11 protein-coding genes are annotated in these 16,467 nt (G+C 69.7%); 5 read left to right on the plus strand and 6 right to left on the minus strand.

Going from position 1 to position 16,467, the window contains the following annotated elements; translation table 11 throughout:
* Nucleotides 1-76 precede the first annotated feature (76 nt).
* Nucleotides 77-1,534, minus strand: coding sequence for a GuaB1 family IMP dehydrogenase-related protein (locus ABD088_RS08325; protein ID WP_343901419.1), 1,458 nt, complete (start codon nt 1,532-1,534; stop codon nt 77-79).
* Between the two features lie 156 nt (nt 1,535-1,690).
* On the opposite strand from ABD088_RS08325, the gene ABD088_RS08330 reads away from it, so the two are divergent.
* From ABD088_RS08330 to treZ, 5 genes are all read left to right on the plus strand, one after another.
* Nucleotides 1,691-2,908 carry an NRAMP family divalent metal transporter gene (locus ABD088_RS08330; RefSeq protein ID WP_343901421.1) on the plus strand — a complete coding sequence of 406 codons (1,218 nt, stop codon included), beginning with the start codon at nt 1,691-1,693 and terminating at the stop codon, nt 2,906-2,908.
* A 5-nt stretch (nt 2,909-2,913) separates the two neighbouring features.
* Nucleotides 2,914-3,756 carry a putative hydro-lyase gene (locus ABD088_RS08335; protein ID WP_343901673.1) on the plus strand — a complete coding sequence of 281 codons (843 nt, stop codon included), beginning with the start codon at nt 2,914-2,916 and terminating at the stop codon, nt 3,754-3,756.
* Between the two features lie 253 nt (nt 3,757-4,009).
* Nucleotides 4,010-6,214, plus strand: coding sequence for a glycogen debranching protein GlgX (gene glgX / locus ABD088_RS08340; protein WP_343901422.1), 2,205 nt, complete (start codon nt 4,010-4,012; stop codon nt 6,212-6,214).
* A gap of 2 nt (nt 6,215-6,216) precedes the next feature.
* Entirely contained in the window at nt 6,217-8,541 is a 2,325-nt protein-coding gene (gene treY, locus ABD088_RS08345; protein ID WP_343901424.1) for a malto-oligosyltrehalose synthase, read from the plus strand.
* Nucleotides 8,542-8,550: 9 nt separating this feature from the next.
* A complete protein-coding gene (gene treZ, locus ABD088_RS08350) occupies nt 8,551-10,308 on the plus strand; it encodes a malto-oligosyltrehalose trehalohydrolase (protein WP_343901426.1) in 1,758 nt (585 codons plus the stop codon).
* 28 nt (nt 10,309-10,336) lie between these two features.
* Here the strand turns inward: treZ and ABD088_RS08355 are convergent, their stop codons facing one another.
* From ABD088_RS08355 to ABD088_RS08375, 5 genes are read right to left on the minus strand one after another with little or no spacing between them, the layout of a single operon-like run.
* Nucleotides 10,337-11,500 (minus strand): glucose-1-phosphate adenylyltransferase family protein, encoded by a 1,164-nt coding sequence (locus ABD088_RS08355; RefSeq protein WP_343901427.1) that lies wholly within the window; start codon nt 11,498-11,500, stop codon nt 10,337-10,339.
* A 13-nt stretch (nt 11,501-11,513) separates the two neighbouring features.
* Nucleotides 11,514-12,221, minus strand: a complete 708-nt coding sequence (locus ABD088_RS08360; protein WP_343901430.1) for a GntR family transcriptional regulator — start codon at nt 12,219-12,221, stop codon at nt 11,514-11,516.
* A gap of 47 nt (nt 12,222-12,268) precedes the next feature.
* Nucleotides 12,269-14,026: an acetyl/propionyl/methylcrotonyl-CoA carboxylase subunit alpha gene (locus ABD088_RS08365; RefSeq protein ID WP_343901431.1), complete on the minus strand. Its 1,758-nt coding sequence runs from the start codon at nt 14,024-14,026 to the stop codon at nt 12,269-12,271.
* A complete protein-coding gene (locus ABD088_RS08370) occupies nt 14,023-15,642 on the minus strand; it encodes a 5-oxoprolinase subunit B/C family protein (RefSeq protein WP_343901432.1) in 1,620 nt (539 codons plus the stop codon). Before ABD088_RS08370 ends, ABD088_RS08365 begins: the two co-directional genes overlap by 4 nt.
* Nucleotides 15,639-16,397, minus strand: coding sequence for a LamB/YcsF family protein (locus tag ABD088_RS08375; protein WP_343901433.1), 759 nt, complete (start codon nt 16,395-16,397; stop codon nt 15,639-15,641). Before ABD088_RS08375 ends, ABD088_RS08370 begins: the two co-directional genes overlap by 4 nt.
* Between the last annotated feature and the right edge of the window lie 70 nt (nt 16,398-16,467).

Genomic DNA, 16,467 nt, shown 5'->3' on the forward strand with positions numbered 1-16,467 from the left:
TCAAAGACCCGTCGCGGCGTCGGGTCAACTGCCTCCAGTCCAGGTGGACCGGCCGGCTGACCGGGCCACCTTCGTCCTACCAGGAGGTCTCGCGCGGGCGGCCTTCTTCGTAGCCGGCACTGGACTGCACGCCGACAACAGCCCGATCGCGGAACTCGGCGATCGAATTGGCGCCCGCGTAGGTGAAGGAGGAGCGCACGCCGGAGATGATCGAGTCGAGGAGGTCCTCGACGCCCGGACGTGCGGGATCCAGGTACATGCGCGAGTGCGAAATGCCCTCCTCGAACAGCGCGGAGCGCGCCCGGTCAAAGGCGGATTGGTGCTTCGTGCGGTTCTGCACGGCGCGCGCCGAGGCCATGCCGAAGCTCTCCTTGTAGGCGCGGCCGTCCGAATCGAGTACCAGGTCGCCAGCGGATTCGTGGGTTCCGGCGAACCAGGAACCGATCATCACGCTGGCGGCACCGGCGGCCAGGGCCAGGGCCACGTCGCGCGGGTACTTCACGCCGCCATCGGCCCAGACCTCCGCGCCGGACTCGTGGGCCGCGGCGGCGCATTCGAGGACCGCGGAGAATTGGGGGCGTCCCACACCGGTCATCATGCGCGTGGTGCACATGGCCCCCGGGCCGACGCCTACCTTGAGGATGTCCGCGCCTGCCGCGACCAGATCCGTGACGCCTGCGGGGGAGACGACGTTTCCGGCGACCACCTGCAGGCGGCGTCCGGTGCGCTGGGCGAATTCGTCGCGTGCGGCTCTCACCAGCGGCAGCGCCTCGATCATCTTTTCCTGGTGGCCATGTGCCGTGTCGACGACGAGGACGTCCACGCCCGCCTCGAGCAGCCCGGTGGTCTTGGCGCGGACATCGCCGTTGATGCCCACGGCACCGCCGACCATGAGCCGGCCCTGGGGATCGACGGCGGGGGAATAGATGGCGGAGCGCAGGATGCCCTTGCGCGTGAGCACCCCGGCGAGGTGTCCGCCGTCGAGCACCGGCACCATGGTCAGGTGGCGTTCGGCGATGGTCTCGAAGACCGAGCGCGACTCGTCGTCCACCGATGCGGTGACGATGTTCTCGCTCATGACCTCGGAGATGCGGGCGAAGCGGTCGACCTCCTGGCAATCCCCCAGGGTCACGATCCCGACCGGCTCGTCGCCGTTGAGGACGACGGCGGCTCCATGGGAGCGCTTCCCCAGCAGTGACAGGGCGGTCGCCACGGCGTCCGTGGTCTGGACGGTGATGGGGGTTTCCAGCACGGGGTGGGCGCGCTTGACCTGCCCCACCATGTCGTTGACGGCGTCCCTGCTGATGTCCTGCGGCAGGATGGTGATGCCGCCCCGACGGGCGACGGTCTCCGCCATGCGCCGGCCGGCCACGGCGGTCATGTTGGAGACCACCAAGGGGATCGAGGTGCCGATGCCGTCGGGCGTCGTCAGGTCGACGCTCGTCCTGGAGGCCACCGCGGAGCGGGACGGCACCATGAAGGTGTCGTTGTAGGTCAGGTCATATTGCGGGGTCACGTCATTGAGAAACTTCACGTACCTCAGGGTAGCGTGCGTCACTTGTCCCTAGGCCGGGACCTCCGGCCAAGAATTGTTGAACAATATCTTGTCAGGATTGTTCAACAACCTGTAGGCTTCGAGACAGCAACCGCTCATGTGACCCCGGTCACCGTCGACAGGATGGACCATCCCATGTCCGAGACACCCACCAAGAAGGGCTTGAGCCCGGCCGCCCGGCGGACCGCCCTGCTGGGAGCCATGTTCCTGATGGCCACCAGCGCCATCGGCCCCGGCTTCATCACGCAGACCACCGTCTTCACGGTCCAGCTGCGCGCCGCGTTCGCCTTCGCGATCCTGATTTCCATCCTCGTTGACATCGCCGTCCAGCTCAACGTCTGGCGAGTCGTCGGGATCTCCGGGATGCGCGCCCAGGAACTGGGCAACAAGGTCCTCCCCGGTGTCGGATGGGTCTTGGCCGTCCTGGTCTTCATCGGCGGGGTGGTGTTCAATATCGGCAACATCGCCGGAACCGGCCTGGGCATGAACGCGATGCTCGGCCTGGACCCGAAGATCGGTGGTGCCATTTCCGCCGTCGTGGCCATCCTGATCTTCCTCTCCAAGCGCGCCGGCATGGCACTGGACCGGATCGTCGTGCTCCTCGGGGCCGTCATGATCCTGCTGATGATCTACGTGGCCATCGTCGCCGCACCGCCGATCGGCGAGGCGTTGAAGAACACGGTCCTGCCGGAAAAGGTCGACTTCCTGATCATCACCACGCTCATCGGCGGCACCGTCGGCGGCTACATCACCTATGCCGGCGCCCACCGCATGCTGGACTCCGGCGCCACCGGACCGGACAACGTCAAGGCCATCACGCAGAGCTCGGTGCTCGGCGTCATCGTCACCGGGATCATGCGCGTGCTGCTCTTCCTGGCGATCTTCGGCGTCGTCGCCGGCGGCGTCACCCTCGCCGGAAACAACATGGCAGCCGAGGCCTTCCAGCACGCGGCAGGCGAAATCGGCCTGCGCATGTTCGGCGTCGTGCTCTGGAGCGCCGCGCTGACCTCGGTGGTCGGCGCCGCCTACACCTCGGTCTCCTTCATCACCACCTCCAGGACCTCCGAGCGCACCCGCAACCTCATCACCGTCGCGTTCATCGCCTTCTGTGCCGCCGCGTTCCTGCTGCTCGGGCAGGCCCCGCAGACGCTGCTGATCTTCGCCGGGGCCTTCAACGGGCTGATCCTGCCCATCGGGTTCGCGGTCATCCTGTGGGTCGCCTGGCGCCGCAGGGACCTGCTGCAGGGCTACAAGTATCCCCTCTGGCTGCTCATCGTCGGCGTGCTGGCCTGGTTGCTGACCCTCTACCTGGGCTGGATGTCGCTCTCCGGCCTCGGCCAGCTGTGGGCGTGAGTGCGATGACCCCGACCGCAGGACAGGGCACGACGGCGGTGCCCGGGCCTGGCCCGGATCCCACCGTGGCGCGGGGAGCCTGGACCCCCGCGCAGGCCCGGGCCGCTTTCCGCGACGGGCTGGTGGCACCGACGGCCGGCATGTCCCGCGGTTATGCCCAGGCGAACCTGATCATCGTCCCGAAGGCCCAGGCCTTCGACGTGCTGCTCTTCGCCCAACGGAACCCCAAGTCCTGCCCGATCCTGGGCGTCCTCGACGCCGGGGAGACCACGGGACCGCTGCTGGCCGGCGGGGACATCCGCACCGACGTGCCGAAGTACATCGTCTACGAGGATGGACGACCCGTGGCCGAGCCCACCGACCTCACCGCCCACTGGCGCGATGACCTGGTGACGTTCATCGTCGGCTGCTCCTTCACCTTCGAAGCGGCGCTGCTGGACGGCGGTCTCCCGGTGGCCCACATCGAGCAGGGCGTGAACGTGCCGATGTACCGGACGACGGTGCGCTGCGCGGGAGCCGGGACCCTGTCCGGCCCGCTGGTCGTCTCGATGCGGCCCTTCCCGGCCTCCCAGGTCGCCGACGCGGTGCGGATCACCTCCCGCTACCCGGCCGTCCACGGAGCACCGGTCCACATCGGCAACCCCGCGGAGCTGGGCATCGATGACCTGTCCCGGCCGGACTTCGGCGACCCGGTGGACGTCCCCGACGGCCACCTGCCCGTGTTCTGGGCCTGTGGGGTCACCCCGCAGGCAGCGGTCATGGAATCGCGTCCGCCGCTCGCCATCGGACATGCGCCCGGGCACATGCTCGTCACCGACGCCCGGGACATCGACTACCTCGTGCCCTGACCGGCGCGATGGTGCACCCCGTGCGGACCGAGGCCTCCCCAGGGTCTCCCCGCACGCCGCGGGAACAGGAATCCCCAGTTCCGGTTCCCGTGATGTGGCGGCTACTCCCTCCCAGGGGGGAGTGGCCGCCACATCACCGCGTGCCGGCGGCGTCGTCACGAGACGCGGAACACGATGCGGAATGACCCGGCTGCCTATATCGTGAGCGGCAGGGCACCGCACCGGGTGTCCGACCCCGTTCGGAGGAGCACACATGGACGTTTGGCCCGGAAGCGCCTACCCGTTGGGCGCCACCTACGACGGCAACGGCACCAACTTCGCGCTCTACAGCGAGGTCGCCGACGCGGTGCAGTTGTGCCTGCTGGACGACGACGGTGCAGAGACCCGCATCGACCTCACCGAGGTGGATGGTTTCGTCTGGCACTGCTACCTGCCGCAGGCGATGCCGGGGCAGAAGTACGGTTACCGGGTGCACGGCCCCTCGGATCCTGCCGCCGGACTGCGGTGCAATCCGAACAAGCTCCTGTTGGACCCCTATGCCAAGGCAGTCCACGGCGAGGTCGACTGGGATCCCTCGCTCTTCGGGTATGTCTTCGGCGACGAGGAATCCGTCAACGACGATGATTCCGCAGCCCACATGATGCTCGGGGTCGTGGTGAACCCCTACTTCGACTGGGCCGGGGATCGGCGCCCCCAGCGGCCCTACCACCAGAGCGTCATCTACGAAGCCCACGTCAAGGGGCTCACCCAGTCACATCCCGAGGTCCCCGAGGAACAACGTGGGACCTACGCCGGCCTGGCCCATCCGGCCATCATCAGCCACCTGCAGAAGATCGGCGCCACGGCCATCGAACTGATGCCGGTGCACCAATTCGTCAACGATTCCACGTTGCAGGACCAGGGCCTGTCCAACTACTGGGGCTACAACACCATCGGCTTCTTCGCCCCGCAGAACACCTACTGCTCCACCGGCGACGAGGGCCAGCAGGTCCAGGAGTTCAAGGCGATGGTCAAGGCCATGCACCTGGCCGGCATCGAGGTGATCCTCGACGTCGTGTACAACCACACCGCCGAAGGCAACCACCTGGGCCCCACGCTGTCCTTCCGCGGCATCGACAACGCCGCCTACTACCGTCTGGTCGAGGACGACCCGCAGTACTACATGGACTACACCGGCACGGGAAACTCGCTGAACGTGCGCAACCCGCACCCGCTGCAGCTGCTGATGGATTCGCTGCGCTACTGGGTCACCGAGATGCATGTCGATGGGTTCCGCTTCGACCTGGCCTCCACGCTGGCCCGCGAATTCTACGACGTCGACAAGCTCTCGACCTTCTTCGAGCTCATCCAGCAGGACCCCGTGGTCTCGCAGGTCAAGCTCATCGCCGAGCCCTGGGACATCGGCCCCGGTGGTTACCAGGTCGGCAATTTCCCGCCGCAGTGGACCGAATGGAACGGGCAATACCGCGACACCGTGCGCGACTTCTGGCGGGGGGTGCCCTCCACCCTGGGCGAGTTCGCCGCACGGCTCTCCGGCTCGGCCGACCTGTACGAGCATTCCGGCCGACGTCCCGTGGCATCGATCAACTTCGTCACCGCACACGACGGGTTCACGCTGCGGGACCTGGTCTCCTACAACGACAAGCACAACGACGCCAACGGCGAGGACAACAACGACGGCGAATCGAACAACCGGTCCTGGAACTGTGGCGTCGAGGGCCCCACGGATGACCCGGCGATCCAGACCCTGCGGGCCCGCCAGCAACGCAACTACCTCGCCACCCTGCTGCTCTCGCAGGGGGTGCCGATGATCTCCCACGGCGACGAGCTCGGCAGGACCCAGCAGGGCAACAACAACACGTACGCGCAGGACTCGGAGCTGTCCTGGGTCGACTGGGAGCACGCGGATGCGCCGCTGTTGGAATTCACCGCAGCCGTCAACCGGCTCCGCGCCGAACATCCGACGTTCCGGCGCCGCCGCTTCTTCGACGGCCGCCCGGTCGAACGCGCCGATGGCGAGGACCTGCCGGACATCGAGTGGCTCCGCGAGGACGGGACGCCGATGAGCCCCAAGGACTGGGACGCCGACCTGGCGCAATCCTTCGGGGTCTTCCTCAACGGGTACGGGATCGCCGGAGCCGACGAACGAGGCCAGGCGATCCGTGACCGGAACTTCCTGCTGTACTTCAACCCGTACCACGAGGATGTGGACTTCACCGTTCCCGCCGAGGAGCATGGCACCCAGTGGGAACCGGTGCTGGACACCTCGGGCGAGTATGCCAGCACCGACCAGGTGGCGGCCGGCAGCACCGCGACGGTGATGGCCCGCTCCCTGCTGGTGTTGCGCGCCTACGAAAAGGCCGCGGAGACGGACCATTCGGTGGCCGCCTCGCTGGCCGCGTTGGCCGGGCCGCGCGGGGAACCGGGCAGCGGGGACGCAGGGGAGCCGGTGGAATAGCCATGAGGATCCCGCGCTCGACCTACCGCCTGCAGATCCGTCCCGGATTCACCCTGTACGACGCCGCCGAGCTGGTCCCGTACCTGCGGGACCTCGGGGTCGACTGGGTCTACCTGTCCCCGATCCTCACCGCGGAGACGGGTTCCGACCACGGCTACGACGTCGTGGATCCGGCGACCGTCGATGCCTCCCGCGGTGGCCGTGAGGGGCTCGAGGCGCTGTCCCGGGCAGCCCACGACGCCGGAATGGGAGTGCTGGTGGACATCGTGCCCAACCACATGGGCGTGGCCACCCCGAAGCTCAACCGCTGGTGGTTCTCGCTGCTCGGCGAGGGCCGGTCCTCCCGCTATGCCGAGGCCTTCGACGTCGATTGGGACGCGGCCAACGGGCGGATCCGCCTACCCGTGCTGGGCGACGACGGACTGGATCAGCTCCAGCTCGTCCCGGCCGAGGACGGGCTTGAGCTGCACTATTACGAACATGCCTTCCCCGTCGCAGCCGGAACCGCCGCCGCCGGGGAGGATGCCCGCACGGTCCACGACCGCCAGCACTATGAACTGGTCAACTGGCGCCGTGCCGACAACGAACTGAACTACCGCCGCTTCTTCGGGGTGAACTCGTTGGCCGGCCTGCGCGTGGAGGTGCCGTGGGTCTTCGACGAATCCCACGCCCAGATCCGCAGCTGGTTCGACGACGGCCTGGTCGACGGGCTGCGCATCGACCATCCCGACGGCCTCGCCGATCCCGCCGGCTACCTGGAACGCCTGCGCGCGATCACCGGAGGGGCCTACCTGCTGGTCGAGAAGATCCTCGAACCCGGCGAGAAACTGCCGGCGCGCTGGGAATGCGAAGGCACCACCGGCTATGACGCCCTCGCGGACATCGACCGCCTCTTTGTCGACCCGGAGGGCCGGAAGGTGCTCAGCGAGGTGGCACCCGTGGAGGGCTACCACCCGATGATCCACGACACGAAGCGTGCCATCGCCGACGGCCTGCTGCACTCCGAGGTCCTCCGGCTCGCGCGGCTGGTCCCCGCGGATGCCGCGGTGGACGCGGAAGCCGCCATCGACGCGCTCGCCGAGATCCTCAGTTGCTTCCCGGTCTACCGCAGCTACCTGCCCGACGGCGCAGACCACCTGGAGGCGGCAGTCATCGCCGCCCGCATCCACCGACCCGACATCGCGGAGGCCATCACTGCACTGCACCCGCTGCTCCATCCGGCAGGCGAGGGCGGGCTGGGCGAACTGGCCACCCGCTTCCAGCAGACCTCCGGCATGGTCATGGCCAAGGGCGTGGAGGACACCGCCTTCTACCGGTTCACCCGGTTGACCTCCTTGAACGAGGTCGGGGCAGACCCCTCGATCTTCGCGGTGGAACCGTTCGAACTCCACACCCGGCTGGCCGCCCGTCAACTGGAGGCCCCCGACGCGATGACCACGCTGAGCACCCACGACACCAAGCGGGGCGAGGACACCCGGGCCCGCATCAGCGTGCTCTCGGAGCTGCCCGGATATTGGGCCCAGACCATGGCACGACTCGACGCGCTGGTCCCGCTCGGCGACGAGCCGTTTGCCGACCTGTTGTGGCAGGCGGCCGTGGGCTCGTACCCGGCGAGCCGGGAGCGGGCGCACGCCTACGCCGAGAAGGCGGCCAGGGAGGCGGGAAACAGCACCACGTGGACGGATCCCGACGAGGAATTCGAGGCCCGCCTGCACGCCGCGGTGGATGCCGCGTACGACCACCCGGAGCTGCTCGGGATGGTCCGCGGCGTCGACGGGCACATCCGGGCGGCCGGCTGGTCCAACGGCTTCTGCGCCAAGCTGCTCCAACTGGCCATGCCGGGCGTTCCCGACGTCTACCAGGGCACCGAGTTCTGGAACCGCTCGCTGGTGGACCCGGACAACCGCCGTCCGGTGGACTTCGCCCTACGGCGCACCGTGCTGGCCGGACTTCACCGCGGGGACGGGGCCGCGTCGGTCCCCCCGCTGGACGCCGACGGTGCCGCGAAACTGCTGATGGTTTCCCGGACCCTGCGGCTGCGCCGTGACCGTCCGGAACTGTTCACCGGCTACGAGGCAGTCGCCGTCACCGGGGTGGCCGCCGACCACCTCTTCGCCTTCGACCGTGGCGGGGCCATCGCCGCGGTGACGCGCCTTCCCATCCGCCTTGGTGCCGACGGAGGCTGGCGGGACACCGAACTGCACGTCGCCCCCGGCTCCTACCGGGACGAAATCACCGGCCGTCTGCACAGCAGCGACGGCCACCTGCGGGCCGCCGACGTCTTCGCGGACTACCCGGGCGCCGTGCTCGTGCCCACGGGGGAATAGGGGAACACCATGGACAAGCCGTTCGCCGTCTGGGCCCCGCGGGCCCACGCACTGGAGCTGCTGGTAGCGGGCCAGCGGGTGGCCATGCACCAGCACGACGGCGGGTGGTGGGCTCCCGCCGTCGTTCCCCCTCCCGGGGAACTCGACTACGGCTACCTGGTCGACGGCGAGGATACCCCGCTGCCGGATCCACGCTCGCGGCGCCAACCCGACGGGGTCCACGGGCTCTCGCGCACCTTCGATCCCGGTGCCCACAGCTGGGGCGATGCGTCCTGGGAATCGCCGGGGCTGGCCGGTGGGGCCATCTACGAACTGCATCTGGGCACCTTCACCCCGGAGGGGACCCTCGATGCCGCGGCGGCACGTCTGGGGTACCTGGCCGAACTGGGGATCCAGCACGTCGAGCTGCTGCCCGTCAACGCCTTCAACGGAACGCACAACTGGGGCTATGACGGCGTGCTCTGGTATGCGGTCCAGGAAACCTATGGCGGTCCGGCCGCCTACCAGCGTTTCGTCGACGCCGCCCACCAGCACGGGCTCGGCGTCATCCAGGACGTCGTCTACAACCACCTCGGTCCCAGCGGGAACTACCTGCCACGTTTCGGCCCCTACCTGACGGCGGGCAACGCCAACACGTGGGGCGACTCGGTGAACCTGGACGGCCCGGACTCGGATGAGGTCCGCAGCTACATCGTGGAGAACGCGCTGATGTGGATGCGCGACCACCACGTCGATGGGCTGCGGCTGGATGCCGTGCACGCGTTCAAGGACACGCGGGCCACCCCGCTGCTGGAGGAGCTGGCGGCGGCCACCGATGCGCTGGGGCACCAGCTCGGCAAGGACTTGTTCCTCATCGCCGAATCGGACCTGAACAACGACCGGCTGATCCAGCCGCGCGATGTCAACGGCGATGGCCTCTGTGGGCAGTGGAGCGATGACTTCCACCATGCGGTCCATGTGAACCTCACGGGGGAGACCGCCGGATATTACGCGGACTTCGAATCGGTGGGGGCGCTCGCCCAGGTCCTGCGCGGCGGGTTCTTCCACGACGGCAGCTATTCGTCGTTCCGCGGACGCCACCACGGGCGGCCCGTCAACCAGGACCGGGTGACGCCCGGGCAGCTGGTGGTGTGCACGCAGAACCATGACCAGATCGGCAACCGCGCCGCGGGGGACCGGCTGACCGCCACCCTGACGGCCGACCGGTTGGAGCTGGCGGCCGTGCTGAACCTGACGGCCCCGTTCACCCCCCTGCTGTTCATGGGCGAGGAGTTCGCCGCGTCGACGCCCTGGCAGTTCTTCACCTCCCACCCGGAGCCCGAACTGGGGCAGGCGACGGCGGAAGGCCGGCTGGCCGAGTTCGCTGCCATGGGGTGGGACCCCGGCGTGGTTCCGAACCCGCAGGCCGAGTCGACGTTCCTGGACTCGAAGCTCGACTGGTCCGAAGCGGAGGCGCCGGGAACGGTCCACGCCCGGATGCTGGAGCTGTACCGCCGGCTGCTGGCCCTGCGCGCTGCCGAGCCGGATCTGGCCGATACCGGCACCTGGCCCCAGGTCGAGTTCCATGAGGCGGAAGGGTGGCTGCTGCTGAGGCGGGGCGTGATCGCCGTGGCGGTGAACCTGGCGGAGCGCGATGCCACCGTGCCACTGCCCGGGGAACCCGGGGAGGTCCTGCTGTCCACCGGCGCGGGCGGGGTCGAACGGACGGAGGGCGGGATCACGGTGGACGCGGTTTCCGCAGTGATCCTGCGGTTGCCGCAGGCCTGACCGCCGAGCCCGGCAGCCGCCGTCGTGCTCAGAACCCCTGGGGCAGGACGGCCGTCCGGTCGAATTCCTCGGTGGTGCTGACCAGCCCATCGTCGTCGATGAGCGTCACGGCACCGCTGGTGCCGCGGCGGTTGCCGCCGGAAACATGGGCGCCTGCATTGACGATGACGTTCTCCAGCGTGACGCCCGCGGCCACATGCACCCCGTCGAGGAGCACACTGTGGCGGACCGTGGCGCCCTCCTCGATGACGGTGCGCGGGCCGATGACGCAGTGCTCGACGGTGCCCCGGATGTCGGTGCCGGCAGCGATGAGGGAGTCCGCCACCTGAGCCGTGGCGTGGATGCGGGCGGGCAGCAGCTGGGGCTTGGCGGTGAGGATCGGCCAATCGGGTTTGTCGAGGTCGGCGCCGTTGCCGTCGAGCAGCTGCAGGTGGGCCGTCCAATACGACTGCAACGTGCCCAGATCCAGCCAGTAGCCCTCGTGGCGGTGCTCCACCACCTGGCGGTGCTCCATGAACCAGGGCATCAGGTCCTCGCCGTAGTCACCCAGTTCGCCCTCACGTGCTTCCAGCTCGTCCAACGCGGTGAGCAGCGCGGAGGCCTCGAAGAGGAAGATCTCGGTGGCCACGAGCCGGCCCTGGGGGTCCTGGGGCTTGTAGGCGAAGTCGGTGACGGTGCCGTCGTCGTCGGTGGACACGACGCTGTAGCGGGTGGGGTTCTCATCGACCATCGTCGTCACCATGGTCAGGTCGGCGTCCCGGTCGCGATGGGTGTCGATGAGGTCCTGGAAGTCCAGGGTGTACAGGTGGTCGGCGCTGAGCATCAGGACCAGCTCCGGGTCGAACTCGCGGATCAGTTCCTTCTGCCGGTTCAGCGCATCGGTGTTCCCGTGGGCGAATCCCGCACCGTCGGCGCCCTGGAACGGCGGCAGGACGCGCATCCCGCCATGGGTGCGGTCCAGGTCCCAGGGCCGGCCGTTGGCCAGGTGTTCGTTGAGGCTGTTGGGCAGGTATTGCTGGATGACCCAGACGTCGCTGATGTGCGAATGCGCCAGGTTGGACAGCGCGATGTCGATGAGCCGGTACGTGCCACCGACGGGGAGTACCGGTTTGGCCCGGTCATCGGTCAGCGCGCCCAGCCGGGAGCCCTGCCCTCCGGCGAGGACCAGGCCCAGGATCCGGGGCATGCGCATGAGGTGTCCTTCGCTAGTTGGTGGTCGGGTCCGGCGTCGTGCCGTGGGCCTCGAGGTGTCCGAGCAGTTCGGCTTCGGCATCGTCGAGGTAGCTGCGCAGCACCTCGGCGGCCTCGGCGGGCCGCCCCGCACGGAGCCGGGCGACGATGTCGATGTTGCGCTGGACGTAGTGGGTGTGGAAGTCGGGGGCTGCCGACATGGCGTGGAAGACCAGCCGCATCTGGGCCAGCACCTGCTCCATCAGCACCTGGAGCGACGAGCTGCCGGTCAACGCGACGACCGCCTGGTGCAGTGCCTGGTTCGCATCGGCCATGTCGGAGACCGAGCCGGCCGCCCGCGCCTGTTGGGCGTGCGCGACGATGGTGTCCATCTCGTCGAGGTCGCGTTCGCTCGGGGTGCCCCAGAGTACTGCTGCCGGTTCGATCAGGCGCCTGACCCGGTAGATCTCGCGGACCTCCTCCGCGCCGGGGGCGGCCACGAAGACCCCGCGGTTGGGGATCCGTTCCACCACCGATTCACCGGCCAGCGTGCTGAACGCCTCGCGCAACGTATTGCGCGAGACACCCAGCGAGGCGGACAGTGTCTGCTCGGACAGCTTGGAGCCGGGCGTCAGCAGTCCCTGCGCGATCCGGCGGCGCAGCACGGCGGCGATCCACGCCCCGGTGTGGGCATGCCGCGACATATCGGGGTCGAGGTCCTCCAGCAGGGCGTTCACTGACATGTCTCCAATCTACCGGGCCGGGTGGCTGCTCCCGGACGGGGTGCGGTTCAGTTGATGGATCCCAGCGTTTCACCGCGCACGACGGCGGTGCCCGGCTCGGTGCCCCCGCGGCGCAGGGTGCCGGTGCGGTGGGCGGGGACGGTGGTCTCCATCTTCATCGCCTCCAGGATCAGCACCGGATCGCCTGCGGCGACCTCGGCGCCGTCGGCGGCGACCCACTTGACCAGGTTGCCGTTCATGGGGGCCGTGAGTTCCGTGCCGTCGCCGGTGCCGGCCCCGGCGGAGGGTGCCGCGGCAGCGGAGGAGGCACCGCCGTCGTGCACTGTTCCGCCGCCACGCAGGGCGCCGAGCAGGGCAGCGGGCAGGCCGAGCTGGACCGCCTTGCCGTCGAGTTCGATGGTCAGCCGCTCGCGTTCGGCGCCGGGTTGGGCGGCGGCGAGGTACGGGGAGGCGGCCAGTTCGTCGGCGAAGGAGGTCTCGATCCAGGTGGTGTGGACCCCGAAGCTGTCGGTGGCGGTGAAATCGGGGTGCCGGACGACTGCCTGGTGGAAGGGGATGACGGTGGGCAGGCCGGAGATGACCAGTTCGTCGAGGGCTGCCCGGGCGCGGCGCAGCGCCTGCTGGCGGTCGGCGCCGTGGACGATCAGCTTGGCCAGCAGGGAGTCGTACTGGGTGGGCACGGTGTACCCGGAGCCGACGCCGGTGTCGACGCGGACGCCCGCACCGGTGGGTGCCTCGAAGGCGTCGATGGTGCCGGGGAAGGGCAGGAAGCCGCGTGCGGGGTCCTCGCAGTTGAGCCGGAACTCGAAGGCGTGGCCGGTGGGCTGCGGGTCCTGCGTGAACGAGAGGGGCAGGCCGTCGGCGATGCGGAACTGCTCGGCGACCAGGTCCACGCCGGTGGTCTCCTCGGTGACCGGGTGCTCGACCTGCAGGCGCGTGTTGACCTCCAGGAAGGAGATGATCCCGTCGGGGGAGACCAGGTATTCGACGGTCCCGGCACCGGTGTAGCCGGCCTCGCGGCAGATGGCCTTGGCGGATTCGTGGATGCGGGAGCGCTGGTCGTCGGTGAGGAACGGGGCGGGGGCCTCCTCCACGAGTTTCTGGTTGCGCCGCTGCAGCGAGCAGTCGCGGGTGCCCACGACCACGACGTTGCCGTGGGTGTCGGCCAGGATCTGGGCCTCGACGTGGCGGGGCAGGTCCAGGAAGCGTTCAGCGAAGCACTCGCCGCGGCCGAACGCAGCGGTGGATTCGCGGACCGCCGACTCGAAGGCGTCGTCGATGTCCTCGATGCGGCGGGCGATCTTCATGCCGCGGCCGCCGCCGCCGAAGGCCGCCTTGATGGCCACCGGGACCCCGTGCTCGGCGGCGAAGGCGTGGACCGCCGCCGCGTCCTGAAGCGTCCCCTCGCTGCCCGGGACCAACGGCGCCCCGGCGCGCACGGCGATGTCCCGCGCGGTGACCTTGTTGCCCAGGTCGCGGATGGCCTGCGGGGTGGGGCCGATCCACGTCAGCCCGGCATCGATGACCGACTGCGCGAAGTCGGCGTTCTCGGAGAGGAACCCGTAGCCGGGGTGCACGGCGTCGGCCCCGGAGGCAGCGGCGACCCCGAGCAGCTTGGACACGTCCAGGTAGGACTCGGAGCTGGTGGTGCCGTTGAGCGCGTAGGCCTCATCGGCCAGGCGGACGTGGAGGGCATCGGCGTCGGGGTCGGAGTAGACGGCGACGGAGGCCAGCGAGGCGTCGGCGCAGGCGCGGACCACGCGGACGGCAATCTCCCCGCGGTTGGCGATCAGGACCTTTTTCATGGGTGGGTTCCTTCGATGGTGGCTGGGGTTTCGAGGGTGTCCGGGTCGACCAGACGGAAGTGGAGGGTGGTGCCGGGGGCGGCCTGGGCGGCGGCCGGGAGGTCCTCGGGAACGACGACGGCGATCACCGGATAGCCGCCGGTCACCGGGTGGTCCGCGAGGAAGAGGACCGGCAGGCCCGAGGGCGGGACCTGCAGGGATCCGGTCGCGGTGCCCTCGCTGGCCAGTTCCCCGGAGCGGGTGCGTTGCAGCGGGGACTGGCCGTCCCCGGCCTCGAGCCGGACGCCGATGCGGTTGGATTGCGTGCCGGCCCTCCAGGGCGCATCGCACAGGGAGGTGAGTGCTGTGTCGTCGAACCAGTCGGCCCGGGGGCCGGGGGTGACGCGCAGGGTGAGGGTGCCCTCCACCGGGGTTCCGGTGGCTTCCGGTTCGGGGTTGCCCACCACGTGGCCGTGGCCCGCGGGGCCGACGGGCAGCGAGGTGCCGGAGGCCAGCGGGGTGGGGCCGATGCCCGAGAGCGTGTCGGTGGAGCGGCTGCCCAGTACCGGGGGAACTGCCAGTCCGCCGCGGACGGCGAGGTAGCTGCGCAACCCGGTGCCCGGGGCATCCAGGGTGAGGATTTCGCCGTCGTGCAGGGCGAAGGGGGTGCGGGCGGGCGCGCTCCGGTCGCCGTGGGGTCCGGTGATGGAGGCGCTCTGCGCGGAACCGGTGAGGGCCGCCACCAGTGCCCCGACGGCCCTGACCTGCAGGCCGCCGAGGAGGGTCTCGATCACCGCATCGCCGGGCGGGTTGCCGACCAGGCGGTTGGCCTGCCGGGTGGACGCCGTGTCGGCCGCACCGGCCGCCGGTACCCCGAGGTCGCCCAGTCCGGGGCGGCCGAGGTCCTGGATGAGTGATTGGAGGCCGGGGGAGACCACGGTCAGTGCGGTGCCGGATCCGGGGGGCTGTTCGACGGTGGCCTGTCCGACGGCCTGTCCGGCGGTGCGCACGTCGATGAACGCGCGGACGGCGCGGTGGCGCACGGTGTCCCCGGGGCGCACCAGGGCGGGGCGCTCGCGGTCCAGATCCCACAGGGTGGCGTCGGTGTGGCCGATCAGCTGCCAGCCGCCCGGGGAGCGGGCCGGATAGACGGCCGAGAACGGTCCGGCCAGGGCGACCGATCCCGCGGGCACCGCGGTGCGCGGGCTGTCGCGACGGGGCACCGCCAGCCGTTCGTCCTCGCCGTGGAGGTAGGCGAACCCGGGGGCGAACCCGCCAAACGCCGCGGTCCAGACCTGCCCGGTGTGTGCGGCGATGACGCCCTCGGCGCCCAGACCGGTGAGCCGTCCCACCTCGGCGAGGTCCTCGCCGTCGTACACCACATCCAGGGTGATCTCGCGGCCGGCTGCAGCAGCGTCCGCCGCGTGCTCGAGCCGTTGGACCGCAGCCGGGGCGGCGAGTGCGTGGGCGCGGGTATCGAAGGCGAGCATCACGGTTTCGGCGGCGGCCAGCACCTCGAGTTGCCCGGGAAGCGGTGAGCGCATCAGCCGGGCGTGCAGGGCGAGGACCTCCTCGAGAGCGCCGAGCTGCAACAGCAGGGTGCGGGGTCCTGCCCAGCGCACCGCCGGTGAACTCATGCGAAGGAGCCGATGGTGACGCCTGCGTCTTCCAGGCCCCGGCGGACGGAGGCGGCCATGGCCACCGCACCGGCGGTGTCGCCGTGCAGGCAGATGCTTTCGGCCGACATGGACAGGGTGGAACCGTCACGGGCCTGCAGCGTGCCCTCGGTCGCCAGGCGCACCATGTTCGCGGCCACGACGTCGGGATCGTGCAGGACGGCGCCTTCCTCACGTCGGGAGACCAGTGTGCCGTCCGGGTTGTAGGCGCGGTCGGCGAAGGCCTCGGCCACCGCCCGCAAGCCGGCGGCCTCGGCGCGGGCCAGGGCAACGGAGCCGGGGAGCAGCAGCAGCGGCAGGTCGGTGCCGAAGGCCTTCACCGCGTCGACGACGGCCTGGGCGTGTGCCTCGTGGTGGACGATCGTGTTGTAGAGCGCGCCGTGGGGTTTGACGTAGCGGATGGAACCGCCGGCCGCCCGGGCCACTGCGTCGAGTGCACCGAGCTGGTACAGCACGTCGTCGGCGAGCTCGGTGGGGGAGCAGTCCAGGAAGCGGCGGCCGAATCCTGCCAGATCGCGGTACGCCACGTGGGCGCCGATCACCACACCGGCGGCCACCGCGTCGCGGCAGGTCTGGCCCATGGTGGAGGGGTCCCCGGCGTGGAAACCGCACGCCACGTTCGCGCTGGATACGGACTGGAAGATGGCCGCGTCATCGCCCATGGTCCAATTTCCGAAGGACTCGCCCACGTCGCTGTTCAGGTCGATGCTGCTCACCGTGATCTCCGTCTCTTTTGCTGGTCCCCCCAGCATGCATCAAGATGGCGGATTGTTCAACAATCCGTGG

Source organism: Arthrobacter rhombi (assembly GCF_039526245.1).
Classification (GTDB): Bacteria; Actinomycetota; Actinomycetes; order Actinomycetales; family Micrococcaceae; genus Arthrobacter_H; species Arthrobacter_H rhombi.